Below are 18,437 nucleotides of genomic sequence, written 5' to 3' on the forward strand. Positions count from 1 at the left end.
ATAAATGTGCCGGATATAAAAAAACGGATTAACCAATGGATAGAGGATCATCGGGAAGAAGGAACAAACCTATTGCAAAAAATGGTACAAGCGCCGAGTACGCAAGGAAATGAAGCAGGGGCACAGGCCATCGTCGCACAAAAGCTGCAGGAAATGGGTTTGCAGATCGATAGTTGGGAACCTGACGGCGGAGAGCTGAAAAAGCATTCTTATTTCTATTCTCCACGCAGTGAATTTTCCAACAGCCCCAATGTGGTAGGTATCATGAAAGGGACTGGAGGCGGACGTTCCATCATTTTGAACGGACACATCGATGTGGTTCCAGATGGAGACCGGGATCAGTGGGACGACGACCCATATAGCGGAGCGATTAAGAATGGAAGAATGTTTGGACGCGGAGTAACCGATATGAAGGGTGGAAATGTATCGCTGATCCTTGCGATGCAGGCATTGAAGGAAAATGGCATCCAATTAAAGGGAGATGTCATTTTTCAAAGTGTGATTGAAGAAGAAAGCGGCGGAGCCGGAACATTAGCGGCCGTCCTGAGGGGATATAAAGCCGATGCCGCCCTGATCCCTGAACCGACGAATATGAGGATCTTCCCGAAACAGCAGGGTTCGATGTGGTTCCGGATCCATGTTAAAGGACGGTCAGCCCATGGCGGAACAAGGTATGAAGGCGTTAGTGCGATTGAAAAAAGCATGACCGTCATCAATCATATTCGTGCCTTGGAAGACAAGCGAAATGCACGTATCAGTGATCCGCTTTATCAGAACACGCCTATTCCGATTCCAATCAATCTAGGTGTCATTGAAGGCGGTAATTGGCCGTCATCCGTTCCCGACCTTGTGAAAATCGAAGGAAGGATGGGCGTTGCACCGGAGGAAACGATGGAGCAGGCGAAAGACGAAATGGCTGCCTGGTTATTGCAACTGGGGGAAGTGGACCAATGGTTCAAGGAAAACCCGCCCGTATTGGAATGGTTCGGGGCACGCTGGGTTCCAGGAGCAATTGATGTAGAGCATGAACTGATGAATGCGCTTGTTCATCAATATCGGCAAGTGGCCGGACAGGACCCTGTCATAGAAGCATCCCCTTGGGGAACGGATGGGGGATTGCTGACACATGTCGGTGAAACGCCTGCAATCGTTTTCGGGCCAGGAGTAACCGAGGTTGCCCACTATCCAAATGAATACATCCTGCTCGACAACGTATTCTCCACAGCGGAGATCATTGCCCTTACTTTAATTCAATGGTGCGGAATGGAGACTGAGCAGGATGGGGTCACCCAGGCCGGGAATAGGGAGACGATACCAGGCAATGGCAATTAAACTGGATAGCATCCCAGCAGGTAAAGCGAAATATTTCAGTCTTTCACAAAGCGGTTGTTAAAAACTCTTATATTTCTTGAACTTTTAACTATAAAAGAAAATGAGGTAGGAACCATATGGATATGAATCTCATTGATAATCAAGAACCGACAGTTAAAAGGCATCCCGATAATCAAGAACCGACAGTTAAAAGGCAACTGAAAGCAAGGCATATGACCATGATTGCCATTGGCGGTTCAATAGGAACCGGATTATTCCTGGCAAGCGGGGCAACCATCCAGAGCGCAGGGCCTGGTGGTGCCCTGGCTGCATATGCCTGCATTGGAATCATGGTTTATTTCCTAATGACGAGCTTAGGGGAAATGGCGACATATATGCCTGTGTCGGGATCATTTTCCACCTACGCCACACGCTTTGTTGATCCTGCATTCGGCTTTGCACTTGGCTGGAATTATTGGTTTAACTGGGCAGTGACCCTTGCCGTGGAAATAGCTGCTGCAGCCATCATCATGAAATTCTGGCTCCCTGATGTACCCAGCCTTATATGGAGTGCATTATTTCTTGGAATCGTCTTCACCCTCAATGCCCTATCCATTAAAAGCTATGGTGAATCTGAATATTGGTTTGCCTTAATAAAAGTCATTGCCATCATTTGCTTCATCATTATTGGTCTATTGACCATATTGGGGGTTTTTGGCGGAAAGGTGATCGGATTTGAAAACTTCACCATGGATGAGGCACCATTCAAGGGAGGATTTTTATCGATCATCAGCATCTTTCTAATCGCGGGATTTTCTTTTCAAGGCACGGAACTGGTTGGTATTGCTGCCGGAGAAAGCGAAGAACCCGAAAAAATGTTCCGAATGCGATCCGTCAAGTATTTTGGCGCATCCTATTATTTTACATCGGGGCCATCCTGATACTCGGCCTCTTAATACCGTATACAAGTCCAAGTTTGTTGAACGGAGATGTCGATAATATTTCTGTAAGCCCTTTCACGCTTGTCTTTGAACGGGCAGGACTGGCATTCGCGGCATCCGTCATGAATGCAGTCGTGTTAACCTCCTTACTATCCGCAGGGAACTCGGGGTTATATGCATCAACACGGATGCTATGGTCGATGGCAAAAGATCATCAAGCTCCCAAATTCCTGGCCAAAGTCAACCGCAGGGGGATCCCGATGAATGCTTTGATCATGACATCCTTAATTGGAGGACTCGCCTTCTTGACCTCCATTTTAGGGGACCATGTATTTACATGGCTATTGAATGCATCCGGGCTGACCGGCTTCATCGCCTGGATTGGAATTGCCATAAGCCATTATCGCTTTAGACGTGCCTATGTTGCACAGGGCGGTGACCTAAACGAACTGAAATATAAAGCAAAATGGTTTCCACTCGGTCCGATCCTATCATTCGTCCTTTGCATGGGTGTCATTGCAGGGCAGAACTATCAAGCATTCCTAAGCGGCAGCATCGACTGGTATGGGGTCGCCGTCTCCTATATCGGATTACCGATATTCCTGGCTATCTGGTTAGGATACAAGATTTATCACAAGACCAAATTAATATCATTAAAAGATTGTCAATTCGATAAATCAGATGTGGCCTGATACCAATGGAAAAAACCTGAGATCCCTTTGGGGACTCAGGTTTTTTTGTATGAAATTCCAGTTATATCGTCGAAAATAGGAATATATCGACGAAGATCCAGCTATATCATCGAAAATATGAATATATCGACGAAAATCCAGTTATATCGACGAAAGTAGAAATATATCGAAGAAAACGGCAATTATCTATTAAAATTTGCAGTATGGTAATTTTTTCAATAAATCATTTTTTATAGCTGAATAAATGGAGAGGGTGTGCAATACTATTATTCTATGTACGATATTACTGTGGATGAAAGGAAACTGATGATGAAAGAGGCGTTTCGCGGTTCTGGAATTGGAGTCATTTTCATGGCATTCTTCGGTACACTTTGGGCTGGTATTGGTGTAATGGGATTGCAGGGGTGGGGGTTTCCCTATGTGGAACTCGCAGCCATACTCGTAGGAATCATAATGGTTATCGGCGGCATTTCATTAATTCATGCATCACAAAAAATGTCCAATCAAGTTTCGGAAAATGGGGCTAGGCGTCTTAAGCGTATCGGATTTTTGTTTAATATGGTCTTCATTGCCGAAGGTTTGCTGATCGGGATTGCCATTGCCATCTGTAACTTGATCAATCAGACCGATCTTATACCGGGAGTCATCGCCATTATTGTCGGGATTCATTTTTTACCTTTGGCCTCACTTTTCCAAATCAAGATCTACTATGCAACAGGAGCACTTCTCTGTTTATTAGCGCTTATCACATTGCTTATTGTGCCAGATACTGTCATGTTTGGAGAGCATCAAATCCTTGCACCGTTATCCTTGCTCGGCTTTGGATGCGCGCTAATTCTCTGGACCACTGGACTTACGCTATGGCTTAGAATAAAGAATTCAAGTCGAACGCTAGCCAATGAAGATTGAATCAATCAAAAAACCCGTCATGGTGAACGGGTTTTTCATTTTGATTAATTTTTCATCCAGGTCAAGAGCCTGACAATTTGAAATGGTTCATTCCAAACGAGAATGAAACTTAAAAGAAAGAATGCAGCCACAGCCAAAAATTTCGACTTTCCTTTTTCATTTTTATACATGGCCCCGAAACTGCAAAACATACCAATAAGTAACGCTCCGAATCCTGAGATCATAAGCAGCTTGGAGGCTTTAGGTAAAGCGAGGGAACAGCAAAATGATAGTGTACCAATCACTGCTAATACGATAGACCAATTGCTTAAACTTTTCATAGAGACTCCTTTTTTACTAATTATACCAATTTAGTGTTTGTAATGAAATTAAAAAATTTGAGGTTGTCACTTATGGAAATATATTGTAATATATATAACAATATAAAAATCCATTTACATTTTAGAAGCATTGATAAGGACATGAATCATTTTTACGGTCTGCAGAGAGGGAAGGGCAGCTGCGAACTTCCTGGCTTAGGAAACTGATTTACCGCCTTTGAGCTATATCGGTGAACAAGAGTAACTGATATCGTCTAAGCTGCGTTACAAGCTCCAGAGCCATGAGTGTTTCTTGCTTATGGGAAATTGGGTGGAATCACGGGTAACGCACTCGTCCCTTACTTAGGGATGGGTGCGTTTTTTATTATAATAATTATTGCCATGACAAGGACATGAATCATTTTTACGGTCTGCAGAGAGGGAAGGGCAGCTGCGAACTTCCTGGCTTAGGAAACTGATTTACCGCCTTTGAGCTATATCGGTGAACGAGAGTAACTGATATCGTCTAAGCTGCGTTACAAGCTCCAGAGCCATGAGTGTTTCTTGCTTATGGGAAATTGGGTGGAACCACGGGTAAACGCACTCGTCCCTTGCATAGGGATGAGTGCGTTTTTTTATTACTAAAAAAGGGGTGTTTATGTGATGGGTGAAAAAATGATTAAAGTTCAATTCCCGGATGGGCAGCAAAAGGAATATCCGCAAGGGATGACAGTGGAAAGTGTGGCAGGGTCCATCAGCTCAAGTTTAAGGAAAAAGGCAGTAGCAGGAATACTGGATAAGCAACTGGTTGACCTAAGTTTCAAGTTGAATAAGGATGCCGAACTGTCGATCTTGACTCTGGATTCGGATGAAGGATTACAAGTTTTACGACATACATCGGCGCATGTTTTGGCGCAGGCTGTGAAAAGATTATACCAAAACGTGGAATTAGGGATGGGGCCAGTAGTGGAAGATGGTTTTTACTATGATTTTAAGTTAGACCATCCTTTGAGTTCAGAAGATCTACAAGCTATTGAAAAAGAGATGGAACATATCATAAGTGAAAATCTGGAAATTAAAAGGATCGAAGTGTCTTATGACGAAGCTGTGAAGTTATTCGAGGGTAGAGGGGAGTCATTCAAGTTGGATATAGCAAAGAATATCCCTAAGGGTGAAAAATTAACGCTCTATCAACAGGGGGAATTCGTCGATCTATGCAAAGGGCCGCACCTTCCATCCACATCATTTGTAAAATCGTTCAAATTGACTCGTGTATCTGGTGCCTATTGGCGGGGAGACAATCAAAATGAAGTTCTTCAAAGGGTGTATGGCGTGGCTTTCCGAAAGAAAAAGGATTTACAGGATCATTTTAAATTCCTGGAAGAAGCGGCCAAACGCGATCACCGAAAAATAGGGAAGCAGTTGGAGTTATTCATGTTTTCGGAGGAAGCCCCTGGAATGCCGTTTTATTTACCTAAAGGACAAATTGTTAGAAATGAATTGGAGAAGTTCTCGCGGGAGCTTCAGACTGAAGCTGATTACGACGAAGTTCGGACTCCTTTCATGATGAACCAGCGGCTATGGGAACAATCGGGTCACTGGGATCATTACCATGAGAATATGTACTTCACTGAGGTGGATCAAACAAAATTCGCGATGAAGCCAATGAACTGTCCGGGTCATATGCTCATTTTCAAAAACAGTCTTTATTCTTACAGGGATTTACCCATCCGGATGGCCGAATTCGGTCAAGTCCACCGTCATGAATATAGCGGTGCATTGAACGGAATGCTGCGGGTCCGTACATTTTGTCAGGATGATGCACACATTTATGTTCGGCAGGATCAAATCGAAAGTGAAATTAAACAAGTGTTTCATCTGATTGATAAGGTGTATCGCACTTTTGGATTCGAGTATTCCGTTGAGCTCTCGACTCGTCCAGAGGATTCAATGGGCGATGATTCCCTTTGGCAGGCTTCTGAAACAGCCTTGAAAAATGTTCTGGAAAGCATCGGAATACATTATCAATTAAATGAAGGGGACGGGGCATTTTATGGACCTAAAATTGATTTTCATATAAAAGATGCATTAAAACGAAGCCATCAATGTGCAACAATTCAACTTGATTTTCAAATGCCCGATAAATTTGATCTGACTTACATCGATGAAAATAATGAAAAAGTTCGTCCTGTCGTCATTCATCGTGCCATTTTTGGATCGATCGATCGTTTTTTTGGAATCCTGATAGAACATTTTGCCGGTGCTTTTCCGGTATGGCTTGCCCCGGTGCAAGTACAGATCATCCCTGTCTCACAAGTTCATTTGAATTATTGTTTAAAGGTTCAAAAAGAACTGAAGAATCAAGGGATAAGAGTGAAAATTGATGATCGGAATGAAAAGCTGGGGTATAAAGTCAGGGAAGCACAGATGGGGAAAATCCCATATATGCTGGTCCTTGGAGATAAAGAAGAGATAGAAAATGAAGTGAATGTCCGGAAATACGGGGAACAAGAATTTGAAAATGTCGCAATAGAAACGTTCATCAAGAAAATGGTCCAGCAAATAAAAGAACGCAGCATCTAATAAGATAGCAGCTTAATCCAAACTCACGAGTAAATGCCCATTGAATTAGGTTTGGATAAAAAGAGACAGCCGAATAAATCGGCTGTCCTTTTTTATCTACAAATCCATACCCAGCCAACACCAGGAATGAACTGCTGGAAACAGTTACCCCCCCGGGCAGGTTAATCTAGGTATTGTAATCCAACTATATCAGTATGATGAACCTCATTTGGAATGCAACCTTCGAGTATTTGTACCATACCAGTAGCATTATTTATCCCCATTAAAATAAAGGTGTGCTGGGTGTTACCCCAAAAACCTCTGAAACAATGACCTTGTCGGCCTGCGTTTAAAAGGCTCTGAATAGTGGCTACTGGAACCAGTGTTTGTACTGGCAGTCTGTCATCATAATAAGGCAAATTAGCATAAGGATTATCGTAATAATATGGATCCGTATAATATGGAACATTATAAGAGTAATAACCGTATACATTACTTAAACTTATTATGTAAATAAAACCTTGGCTGCTTGGATGGCAAAGTAAATGCCAATCCCTATAAGGGATATACCCGAAATGATCGAGATGCCCATTAGAATTGGTTTGGATAATAAGCGTCTGAAAGTGCTGGCGATGATGGCCATTGCGAAATCCCAGATTAAGAGGCCGATAAGGATTCCTGAACTGTATAAAAGTAAATGATCCATATCATATTTTGAAGCGGAGTTTGCGAGAATGGATCCATAAATCCCCAGCCAAAACAAAATGGATAAAGGATTCGAAAGGGACATGATGAATCCAGTCAGGAATGAAGAAAAAAGGGAATCTTTCGCATTTCGTGCATTCACTTCAATCTTACCTGCACTAAGCAGACTTTCGATTCCGGTATAGGTCAGGACGAAAAATCCAAAAAGCCATAAAAATGTCTTCATGAAGGAGTTGTCCAAAAAGTGGACGACACCGAAAAAGACGAGGGCTATAAAAACGAAATCCGCTAAAATGGCACCCCAGCCAAAAATCCAGGCATGCCAAAAACCCTTTTTGATTCCTTTGTCCAATTGAGCAGCGTTTATGGGACCGATAGGAGCCGCTAATGATAAGCCTAATAATACATAGCTGAAAAAAACACCCAAATCATCACCTCATCATTTGATACATCTTCGCTTATTTGAATGTATTCAAACAATGGGACTTGTACCACCTTTTTAGTCCTTTTTTGAGTGGATATGGTGAATCATGGTCCGGTTTGCTTTATGGATGTACTTGGCCGTGACCTGGAACCTGGATGTTTTTGTAACCACACAGAAAAGTCCTTCATCATGTAATTTAGTCAAATGGAAAGACGTCAGTTTTAATGAATGCGCTATAAAACTCCAGGGGAATCGGAGGATAATTATGCCTGAATTATCGATACAGAATAAATACAATACAATTGATATCATGCATACTGATATTGCAATGAAATTAAGGATCATTTTGAAGAAATACTTTCAAATGCGTTAAACCTTATTAAGTATCAGCATCTATCGTTTTAAATGAAGGTAATGTTATTTAAATGGTGTGGAGCGGATTTTTACCTTCTAAAGTTTAAAGGTACGAGACTCTTGCGGGAAAAGCGTATCCAAGGAAGACCCTGCAGACGCAAAGAGCGCCTAGGGCGGACCATCCGCGGAAAGCGAGTGCTTGGAGGCAACGGTTCGAATTTTACAAACCCTCAAAAACATTGTTGGCAAAATGAATTATTATCGAGTTTGTCTACAGTCTGACCCATTCTTAAAATAGAATGGGTTTTTTCGTTTTAATGGACATAAGGGGTAATTTTGGGTAAAGCGCTACTGAATAAATCTTTCTGCGCTATAACATAATAATTTAAGACATCTAAAAAATGATGCAAAACATTTTCGTTTCACAAATGGTTACCTTTTATGCAATTATTTGCTTTTATAATGGATGAGGAGTGTAAGTATGGAAGGTCATGAGAAGCAAAATAATAATGTAAGCGTGTGGTGCCTGATCAGTATGGCATCGATTCCATTGGTGATGACACTTGGAAATTCAATGCTTATTCCGGTTTTGCCCATTTTTGAGGAAAAGGTGGGGATATCTTCATTTCAATCCAGCATGGTGATAACAAGCTATTCCGTTGCATCAATTTTTTTAATTCCTATAGCTGGCTATTTATCAGATCGATTTGGAAGGAAAATGGTGATCCTGCCAAGCCTGATCCTAGCCCTTATTGGTGGCTTGGTCGCTGGTTATGCATCATGGAAAATGGAAAATCCCTATACATGGATCATCATTGGGAGGGTATTGCAGGGGATTGGGGCGTCTGGGGCCTCGCCGATCATTTTGCCTCTGGTGGGGGATCTATACAAGGATGATGATGAAAAAACGAGTTCTTGTTTGGGTATCATAGAAACCTCGAATACATTTGGGAAAGTACTAAGTCCAATATTGGGTTCCCTGTTTGCTGCATTTATCTGGTTTTTACCATTCTTCTCAATTTCATTCTTCAGTTTAATATCTATTGTCTTGGTCTTTTTCTTTATAAAGGTACCAAAGGAGAAAGATGATCCGAAGAAATTCAAAGAATTCTGGCATGATACGAAAAAAATATTCAAGCAGGAAGGAAAATGGTTATATACAGTTTTCCTGATTGGTGTATTTGTCATGCTGGTTTTGTTCGGTGTTCTTTTCTTTTTGTCTGACAATCTTGAAAAAATCCATGATTTGCATGGAGTCAAAAAAGGTTTAGTGATAGCGATTCCGCTATTTTTTCTTTGTGTGTCTTCTTATGTTGCAGGGAAAAAAATCAAGGGTGAATTACCAATCATGAAAAAGATCATCATGATCAGTATAGCTGTCCTTTCAATCAGCCTTGTATTTGTCGGTTTTACAAAAAACAAAGTTTTCCTTTTATTACTCGTAACGAGTTTGGTGGGCATAGCAATTGGTGCGTTATTGCCGACACTCGACGCAATCATCACTCAAAATATAAAAAAGGAACAGCGGGGGACGATTACCTCCTTCTACATGTCATCAAGGTTCATCGGAGTTGCAGCAGGCCCCCCGGTCATGTCCCTGGTCATGAAAAATCATATCAATATGAGCTATATCATTTCAGGAATCATTGGCATAGGCATCGTTTTGATCGTTTTGAAATTCATAAGTTCAGACAAAAAAGAAGCTGCTGCCTAACGTAGGCTTCAATAGAAATTCTCCGAAAAGGCCGGGCTTTCCACGGCTTTTTTGTTTGTAACTCGCAAATTTTTTAGCATGTCTGGATCGTTGGAGCAGGGTCGATGATCGCAGATGGCCATTTCAATTATCTGGGTTTACACTGATCGGCTTTGGGGTTGATTTTGCTTATCAAGGCATTTCTGCCATCGTATCATAATGCTTACGTACATTACATATCACTTCAATTCTAATTTGATATTTGATTGATCATTTGGAAAACTTCTTCCTTGAATAATTCATTGTGGCCTTATCAACACTATGAATGATGGAAGGGGGGAACGTTATGACAACAAAAGCCAATTGCAGTTCAGCGAAGGGAAAGGCCGTTCAAGATTCCAATGCAACAGGTGAACAACAAGGCGATATGAATTGGTGGCAGCTATCATTGGTCGGTGTAGGCTGTACGATCGGTACAGGGTATTTCCTTGGATCAACCATAGGGATTAAAACGACGGGGCCATCTATTGTATTTTCATTTGTATTGGCTGCACTAGGTACTTACATCGTTTATAATCTGCTTGCTAAGATGACGGCTGCCGATCCTCAAGAGGGGTCTTTTTGTTATTATGCCAATAAAGCATTTGGACGATGGGCTGGCTTTAGCTGTGGCTGGAATTATTGGTCCTCCAATATATTGATCATGGGAAGTCAGTTAACTGCGCTTTCACTGTTATCGCAATTTTGGTTCCCAAAAGTACCGCTGTGGCTATTTGCATCCGGTTTTGCAATTGTTTCAATCGTGGTGGTATTGCTGGGAACAAAAGGGTTCGACAGAGTGGAAAACATCCTTGCGGTAATTAAGACAGCAGCGATCGTAATGTTTATCATTATTGCAATATGTGCCGTTTTCGGCTGGTTTGGTCTTGATGGAGGGAAACCGCCCTCATTTCCGAATACGTACTATGAATTATTCCCAAAAGGGCTAAAAGGGTTTTGGACATCCCTTATCTATGCTTTTTATGCGTTTGGCGGCATTGAGGTCATTGGACTGATGGCGATGCAGCTTAAAAAGAAAGAAGATGCGCCAAAAGCAGGGACAATTATGCTCTTGGTTCTTACCATCATATATGTCGTTTCATTGGGGTTAGCCGTAACCATGATTTCGTTAGGGGCATTCAGTGAAAAAGAAAGCCCATTCGTTTCGGCATTGGACAGTTATCATCTGACATTTTTCCCGCACGTTTTTAATGGTGCGATCATCATTGCCGGTTTCTCGACGATGACCGCTTCACTATTTGGTGTAACCAATCTATTGGTGACGCTCTCCAATGATGGGAATGCACCGGCATTATTCATGCAAAAGATCAAGAAATTCAAGGACCTTCCACTGCCCTCACTGGGTCTTGGAGCCTTAGGACTTTTAGGATCGATCATCACTGCCTTGCTCCTGCCAGGCAAGATTTATGAATACATTACAACATCTGCTGGTATATTACTTTTGTATAACTGGGCATTCATCATTCTTTCTTCATTCAAAATCTTGGAAAATAAGATTTGGAGTAAGATTACGGCCGTTTTCGGACTTCTTTTAATTTTAGCCGCCGTAAGTGGCACCCTGCTTGAAAAAGAAATGCGACCAGGGTTCTTCATCAGCCTTTTATTTATCGTGATCATCTGTCTTGCCGCCGTTTTCATGAAGTTCAAGGTTTGGAATAAGAACAAGGCGATGGCCGCAAAAGCCAGTAAATCAGAACTTGATTGAAAAAAAGAACTCGACTATACGAAGTCGAGTTCCTTTCGATTGGCGCTAAATTTCAATGATTATCGGAAGGATCATTGGCTTTTTCTTTGTTTGATTAAAGAGATATTGCCCTAGTTCCTTCTTTATGGTTTGTTTGATGATGTTCCAGCGGTATATTTTTTCACTTTGTAAGTCGTTGACCGTTTTCGTGACAAGACGATTAACATGTCTAAGGAGGTCCTCTGAATTTTGAACATATACAAATCCACGGGAAATGGTATCGGGTCCTGATACTATTTTTCTTTCCGTCTTGCTTATTGTTATGACGATTACGAGCATTCCATCTTCGGAAAGCTGCTTCCGGTCCCGCAGTACGATTTCTCCAACATCACCAACGCCCACACCGTCAACAAAGGTATTGCCGGCAGCGACCTTTCTCGTTTGACGGGCAACGGAGTTTTCAATATCCACCACATCGCCATTATTGATGATGAAAGTATGGTCCTTCTCCACCCCGACAGACTCAGCTAGTAATCGATGCTGGTGCAACATCCGATACTCACCGTGAATGGGTATGAAATACTTAGGTTTCATCAGGGTAAGCATGAGTTTTAACTCTTCCTGATAGGCATGTCCGGAAACATGCATGCCTGTCACTGTCCCAGAACCGTAAATGACTTTGGCACCCAGTTGAAACAGGTTGTCGATGATACGTGAAACATCCCGTTCATTTCCGGGTATAGGAGTGGAGGCAAGAATCACTGTATCATCAGGCAATATGCTCATATCCCGATAATTCGAACTGGAGAGGCGTGAAAGGGCAGCAAACGGCTCTCCTTGACTGCCTGTACATAAAACCGCGACCCTTTCAGGAGCATAATTATCCACTTCTTGTGGTTGGATAAGCATCCCATCAGGAACGTCGAGGTAGCCGCGTTCAATGGCAACGGTTACGACGTTCACCATGCTTCGTCCAATCAGGGCGAGTTTCCGGTTTGTCTTCTGTGCAGCGTTCACAACTTGTTGAACGCGATTGACATTTGAAGCGAAGGTCGAAAGAATGACTTTCTGTTTTGCCTGCATGAAGGCCTCTTCAATATGGCTGCCAACCAGATGCTCCGAGGGACTTGAGCCGGGACGTTCTGCGTTCGTGCTTTCAGATAATAGTACCAAGACACCTTCACTCCCGATTTTGGCCATTTTATGAATGTCGGGAAATTGATCATTCATGGGAGTCAAGTCAAACTTAAAGTCCCCTGTATGAACGACCGTGCCTTCTGGCGTATGCATGGTGACTCCAAGGCAATCGGGTATACTATGGTTCGTTTTGAAAAAGTCCAGAACTATCTCCCCAAATTCCAACCTTGAATCCGAATCGATTTGGATTAATTCCGTATCACCTAAAAGGTTATGCTCTTTTAACTTCAATTCAATCAAACCAAGTGTTAAACGTGTGGCATAAATGGGCACATTCAATTTTTTTAAGAAATAAGGGATACCGCCAATATGATCTTCATGCCCATGAGTCACAATCAAAGCGCGGATCTTCTCCTTATTCTCCTGAAGAAAGGAAATATCAGGAATGATCAAATCGACTCCTAATAAACTTTCATCAGGAAACTTTGCACCACAATCAATAATGACGATATCTTTAGAATATTGAACTACATACATGTTTTTACCGATTTCATTCACTCCGCCCAGAGCCAGTATGGACAAAGCATTCTCTTTCACACTCAAGTAGATAGACCTCCCTTTATGATGATAAGGATAGTGTTTCCTAGGTCCCTTTTATAAAACCAACTCTTTTTTAAAATCAGGGCATTTCCAAAAAGCCATAAAAAAACACCTACCGTTTTTGGTAGGTGCGTGTATCTTCACTATTCATCGGCTCAAGCAAGAATTGATGCTTTCTTCAAAAGTCTCAATGTAAGCTTGGACCTGTGATGCATATCCAGTCTTCAAAGTGAGCAGCAAACTTTCTATCAAGAATTTTCGCGGCTTGTCGGACTGCATCAGCTCATCTTGGATAAAGTCGATTAATTCAATGGCTCTTGTTCGATTTTCATCGCAAGGCAAAGCTTTGTTTATCGCTTTTTTCAATTCAGTGGTGGATTGAAGCAAATCATTATGGCAAGGATCAAGGTGGTTTGTAAAGTTTGGGAACCACGTATCCATTAATTCCGGATCAATGATCTGTTCCCCGCTTTCAGCCACTTCATTGACTAAGCGGACAATGCGGTTCATGCAATAGCGGATAATTTGTATGTCCGGTGTACCGGTGGGATTGGCACGATAGCTAAAATGATTCATGTGGGTCATCATCGAATGAAAGATAATGACGCTATCTAAAAGATAGGGTTTTTTGCTTTCACCGAATATATCGATAAAACGATTATACATCCAGCGTAAGCTCAACAATAGCGTGTTATTGATGAATTGTTTTAATTCTTCATCGTTGGAAACACGGACTTCTTCGATCAGGATAAGCAATTTGCTTTGCTTGTTCACCATCATCTGCAGTTCGAGCTGCTGGATGAAAATATCAATATCGGCGGAATCTTGACCAATCAACAGTTTTTCCCGGTCATGGCGAATCTTTGTATAGAAGGAACGGAAAATGGCTATAAATAATTCACCCTTCGAAGGGAAATAATTATAAAATGTACCTTTTGATATACCGCTGCCATCTAAAATGTCCTGTATGGACGTAGCTTGGTAGCCCTTGTCAATAAACAGCTTATGAGCCGTATCGATAACATTCTGCCTTCGATTATTCATCATATCACCTTATTTTCATTATACTGCTTGTATAAATGTAATCGTACTCTATTTTTCATCACAGCACAAACCCTTATTTAAACCAGTAAATTTTTATTGCAAAAAATGAACTGGGGGTATATTATTGATTTTGTGAGTTTGGAATATACCACTCGTCTAATTAAATGAACCAATAGTTTGAATGGAGGAATAGATAAAAAGTGAGTACTGCACAAACAAATGAAAAAAAGGGTTCGTATGGCATTTTGGCCATACTGATGGTCGGGGCGTTTATAGCTATACTGAATTCAACCCTTTTAAATATTGCACTGCCATCAATCAAAACAGACCTGGGAATCGAGACTTCCACAGTTCAATGGCTGACAACGGGCTATATGCTTGTGAACGGAATCATGATTCCGACAACAGCCTTCTTAATAAGAAAATATTCGGTACGTAATCTGTTCCTGACAGCGATGCTCCTATTCTCGATCGGGACGATCGTTGCAGGTGTAGCGCATACTTTCCCGCTATTATTGAGCGCACGTATGGTTCAGGCTGCAGGTTCTGCCATTATGATGCCGTTATTAATGAACGTGCTTTTAACTGCTTTCCCTGTTGAAAAACGGGGCTCGGCAATGGGATTATTCGGTTTAGTCATGATGTTTGCCCCTGCAATCGGGCCGACGCTTTCAGGCTGGATCATCGAACATTATGATTGGAGAATGCTATTCCACTTCATTACTCCGCTTGCTTTACTAGTGCTTCTTCTCGGCTTCTTTAAACTTAAAGACAAAAAGGAAAAAGTCGATATTAAAATCGATAAATTATCGGTCATCCTATCTAGCTTGGGCTTTGGCGGCCTGCTTTACGGATTCAGCTCTGCAGGCAGCAAAGGCTGGGATAGCCCTTGGGTATATGGAACATTGATTGTCGGTGCCATTTCCCTGATCCTTTTCATTACACGCCAGCTGAAAATGGAAACGCCAATGCTTGAATTCAAGATCTTCAAACATCCGATGTTCGCTTTATCTGCAACGATTTCAATCGTGCTTAATATGGCCATGTTCTCGGCGATGATCTTAATGCCGATGTATACACAAACGGTCCGTGGCATTTCACCATTCGATTCAGGGTTGCTGATGCTGCCCGGTGCACTATTGATGGCCTTCATGTCACCGATTACCGGTAAGCTCTTCGATAAATTCGGTGCCCGCATACTTGCTTCAACCGGTTTGCTTATTACTGTGGTGACGACGTATTTCTTCAGTAAATTAACAATGGATACATCTTATACACATATTGTGATTCTGTATTCCGTCCGTTTATTCGGTTTGTCCATGGCCATGATGCCGATCATGACAAATGGATTGAACTCGCTGCCAGCCCGTATGAACCCGCATGGCACAGCCATGAATAACACGCTGAACCAAATCTCCGGTGCAATCGGTACAGCATTGCTTGTTACAGTCATGTCAAACCATGCCGCTTCTTCCGGTGAGGATTTAATGACCAAAGCAATGAGCAAACTAACAAGCCAGCCCACTGCTGAAATGATGGAACAAATGCAAGCCCAAATCGGAATGCAGGCGATGCTCGATGGAATTAACTTCTCCTTCTTTGTATCCACCTTCATTGCTGCTGTGGCATTGATTCTGACATTATTCATTAAGCGCGCATGGCCGGCTGAAGAAAAACCAGCTATGAAAAAAGATCAAACCGCTTAGATGAAACAATAAAAAAGCCCTATGCCACCTGAATAGTTCAGGCAGCATAGGGCTTTTTCTTTTAACTTCAGCCGATTTTGTTTGGTCTACCACCGATTTAAGGCCCGGAACGGAATTTAATTCATGTAACAGCGGAATAATTCGACCCACGATCCATCAGTATGTTTTACCCGGTGATTTTCACTTGTATACAAAAAAGCGCAGTGCCATTTGCACTGCGCTTTTTTACATCAAGATGTCACTTCCTCTGAAGTTATTTTTGCATGCTGAATATGACTTGCTATCCAGCCAATGATCGCTGCAGAAACGAGATAGGCTAGTAAGATCCAAATCTGCGTCTGCAAGTTTTCCCAGCCGCCTAATGAGATGACCTCTTGAAGTTCCTTTAGTGAGTGGGCCATAGGTAAAAATTGACCGATTTTCGTCAATAATGACATGCCCAGTTCGCCTGGGAATGTTCCGCCGCAGGTAGCCAATTGGAATACGAGAAGGGTCACGGCTGCGAATTTGCCCACCACACCGAATACGGTCACCAACATAAGGATGAACGTCATGAAGGTAAATGAAACGATGATGCTTGATAGAATGAATACAGGGACACTGGCTACATGTAAATGGAATCCAAGAAGGACGACTGCATCCACTAGAAGTGCCTGAACCAAGCCGATTACATATACCAGCATTAATTTATTCGTGAAATGAACGGTTCCGGTAACCTTAAGATTCTGCCTGCGTCCAAGCGGCAAGATATTGGAAGCCATGATGCCGCCTACATAAAAGGCCAATGACAGAAAATAAGGAGCAATCCCGGTTCCGTAGTTAGGTACTTCAGATAAATTGGATGGGACCAATTGTACGGGTTCAGAGAACATCGAAGTTGTCGAATCGTCGTACTGAAGACTGGCCGTTTTATCGGCAGCTTCATTAAGCTTGGTGGATAACTTGCTTGAACCCGTTTCCAGTGAAGCCAGTCCTTCTTGAAGTTCTGACGATCCACTGGCTAGCTGGCTGCTTCCGCCGGCTAGCGAATCGATTCCGGCATGTAAAGTGGAGAAACCATTTTTCCATTTAAATAATCCATTCGCTAATTCTTCAGAACCCTCGTTTAATTGCTTAGCACCCGAGGTAGCTTGTGCCATTTTATCACCAAAGGTATTCATCCCGGTTTGAACGGTTTCTTGTCCATCAGCCACTTTGGCAGCACCTTCGCCCAATTGCTTTTGACCGGCATGTAAAGTGGTGGCTGCTTTGGATAAACCTTCTGACAGGGCAACGATTTGCTTGAAATCTTGATCCTTTATTGCTTCAGGATGACTTTTCATATAGGCATCCAATTGTTTCTTAAGAGTATTCGCTGTATCGGCAGCCTGTTCTTGCCCTTGCATCAATTTTGCATTTCCGGCTGACCAGTTCTCAACACCCTTACTTACTTCATTCATCCCATTTTCCAATGAGTCATGTCCATCCGATAGCTGCTTCATGCCGGAATACAAGTTCTGGGAACCTGATGTTAATCCTTTCGCACCATCCGTTAAGGCTTCTTGTCCATCCAAGAGCTTGGTGCTTCCTGTTTGCAGCTTGTGGACGCCATCATTCAAATCCTGAAGGCCATCATTCAATTTCTCACTGCCGCTTTTCGCATCCGCCGTTCCTTGATGAAGCTCTCCCGCTCCATCCCCGGCATCCGCCAAGCCTTTAGAAACGTCCTGGAATTTCGAAAGGATGCCTTCAGAATAGACTTTCGTAATGCTTGCGTTGATTTTTGCAGTCATCTTTTCGACAGCAGTTGAGCTGATCTGTGAGGCAACGAAGTTCTTACCTGGATTGACAGAATACAAAAGTTTAGCTCTTTCCGGTTTTTCATCCATTAAAGTCGTGACATTTTCCGAAAAATCATCCGGAATCGTGACAACCATATAATAGGTACCTTCTTCAAGACCAGTATTAGCCTCCTTTGCCGTTACAAAGTGAAAGTCCAATTCTTTCTGCTTCTTCAATTGTTCAACGAAATCATCTCCAGCCTCGACTGGCTTATCATCCATTTCCGAACCATTATCGAGATTGACCACAGCTACAGGGAGCTGATCCAACTTTCCATAAGGGTTCCAATAGCCTGCCAAGAAGAAACCTGAGTAAATCAATGGAACTACCAAAAGGAAAATCAAGGCGATTCTCCCGTGTTTATGTTTCCACATTGCTTTTATATCTTGAAATACAAGTTGTAAACCTTTCATTATTTGAGCCTGCCCTTTCTAACTAAGAGATTATTTCATCATAATGGCTTTTTTAGATACTGTATAATACATAATTGATTAT

General features: G+C 42.2%; 11 protein-coding genes, 1 pseudogene and 2 other annotated features. Of the genes and pseudogenes, 7 read left to right on the plus strand and 5 right to left on the minus strand.

Features of this window, described 5'->3' with window-relative positions; genetic code table 11:
* Nucleotides 1-6 precede the first annotated feature (6 nt).
* The 3 genes and pseudogenes from BS1321_RS18340 to BS1321_RS18350 all read left to right on the plus strand — a co-directional run bounded on the left by BS1321_RS18340 (nt 7) and on the right by BS1321_RS18350 (nt 3,853).
* Nucleotides 7-1,332, plus strand: coding sequence for a peptidase (locus BS1321_RS18340; protein ID WP_063232448.1), 1,326 nt, complete (start codon nt 7-9; stop codon nt 1,330-1,332).
* A 122-nt stretch (nt 1,333-1,454) separates the two neighbouring features.
* A pseudogene (locus tag BS1321_RS18345) lies at nt 1,455-2,944 on the plus strand (amino acid permease).
* A 255-nt stretch (nt 2,945-3,199) separates the two neighbouring features.
* Nucleotides 3,200-3,853 carry a DUF7010 family protein gene (locus tag BS1321_RS18350; RefSeq protein WP_232522709.1) on the plus strand — a complete coding sequence of 218 codons (654 nt, stop codon included), beginning with the start codon at nt 3,200-3,202 and terminating at the stop codon, nt 3,851-3,853.
* Nucleotides 3,854-3,897: 44 nt separating this feature from the next.
* On the opposite strand, the gene BS1321_RS18355 is transcribed toward BS1321_RS18350, so the two are convergent.
* Nucleotides 3,898-4,173: a hypothetical protein gene (locus tag BS1321_RS18355; protein ID WP_081112859.1), complete on the minus strand. Its 276-nt coding sequence runs from the start codon at nt 4,171-4,173 to the stop codon at nt 3,898-3,900.
* Nucleotides 4,174-4,294: 121 nt separating this feature from the next.
* Nucleotides 4,295-4,515, plus strand: a binding site (T-box leader).
* A 30-nt stretch (nt 4,516-4,545) separates the two neighbouring features.
* Nucleotides 4,546-4,767: a binding site (T-box leader), on the plus strand.
* Nucleotides 4,768-4,827: 60 nt separating this feature from the next.
* Here BS1321_RS18355 and thrS point away from each other — a divergent pair.
* Nucleotides 4,828-6,735, plus strand: coding sequence for a threonine--tRNA ligase (thrS, locus tag BS1321_RS18360; RefSeq protein ID WP_411836495.1), 1,908 nt, complete (start codon nt 4,828-4,830; stop codon nt 6,733-6,735).
* Between the two features lie 484 nt (nt 6,736-7,219).
* On the opposite strand, the gene BS1321_RS18365 is transcribed toward thrS, so the two are convergent.
* Nucleotides 7,220-7,846 (minus strand): LysE family transporter, encoded by a 627-nt coding sequence (locus BS1321_RS18365; protein WP_063232450.1) that lies wholly within the window; start codon nt 7,844-7,846, stop codon nt 7,220-7,222.
* An 832-nt stretch (nt 7,847-8,678) separates the two neighbouring features.
* Between BS1321_RS18365 and BS1321_RS18370 the strand changes: the two genes are divergently transcribed.
* A complete protein-coding gene (locus BS1321_RS18370) occupies nt 8,679-9,911 on the plus strand; it encodes an MFS transporter (protein WP_063232451.1) in 1,233 nt (410 codons plus the stop codon).
* 406 nt (nt 9,912-10,317) lie between these two features.
* Entirely contained in the window at nt 10,318-11,655 is a 1,338-nt protein-coding gene (locus tag BS1321_RS18375) for an amino acid permease (protein WP_232522815.1), read from the plus strand.
* A gap of 45 nt (nt 11,656-11,700) precedes the next feature.
* Here the strand turns inward: BS1321_RS18375 and BS1321_RS18380 are convergent, their stop codons facing one another.
* Nucleotides 11,701-13,374 carry a ribonuclease J gene (locus BS1321_RS18380; protein WP_063232453.1) on the minus strand — a complete coding sequence of 558 codons (1,674 nt, stop codon included), beginning with the start codon at nt 13,372-13,374 and terminating at the stop codon, nt 11,701-11,703.
* Between the two features lie 144 nt (nt 13,375-13,518).
* Nucleotides 13,519-14,415 carry a TetR/AcrR family transcriptional regulator gene (locus BS1321_RS18385; RefSeq protein WP_063232454.1) on the minus strand — a complete coding sequence of 299 codons (897 nt, stop codon included), beginning with the start codon at nt 14,413-14,415 and terminating at the stop codon, nt 13,519-13,521.
* 257 nt (nt 14,416-14,672) lie between these two features.
* On the opposite strand from BS1321_RS18385, the gene BS1321_RS18390 reads away from it, so the two are divergent.
* Nucleotides 14,673-16,121 (plus strand): DHA2 family efflux MFS transporter permease subunit, encoded by a 1,449-nt coding sequence (locus tag BS1321_RS18390; protein WP_063232856.1) that lies wholly within the window; start codon nt 14,673-14,675, stop codon nt 16,119-16,121.
* Between the two features lie 230 nt (nt 16,122-16,351).
* Here BS1321_RS18390 and BS1321_RS18395 read toward each other — a convergent pair whose 3' ends face one another.
* A complete protein-coding gene (locus BS1321_RS18395) occupies nt 16,352-18,355 on the minus strand; it encodes a YhgE/Pip domain-containing protein (protein ID WP_063232455.1) in 2,004 nt (667 codons plus the stop codon).
* Nucleotides 18,356-18,437 lie beyond the last annotated feature (82 nt).

It is taken from the genome of Peribacillus simplex NBRC 15720 = DSM 1321 (assembly GCF_002243645.1).
Classification (GTDB): Bacteria; Bacillota; Bacilli; order Bacillales; family DSM-1321; genus Peribacillus; species Peribacillus simplex.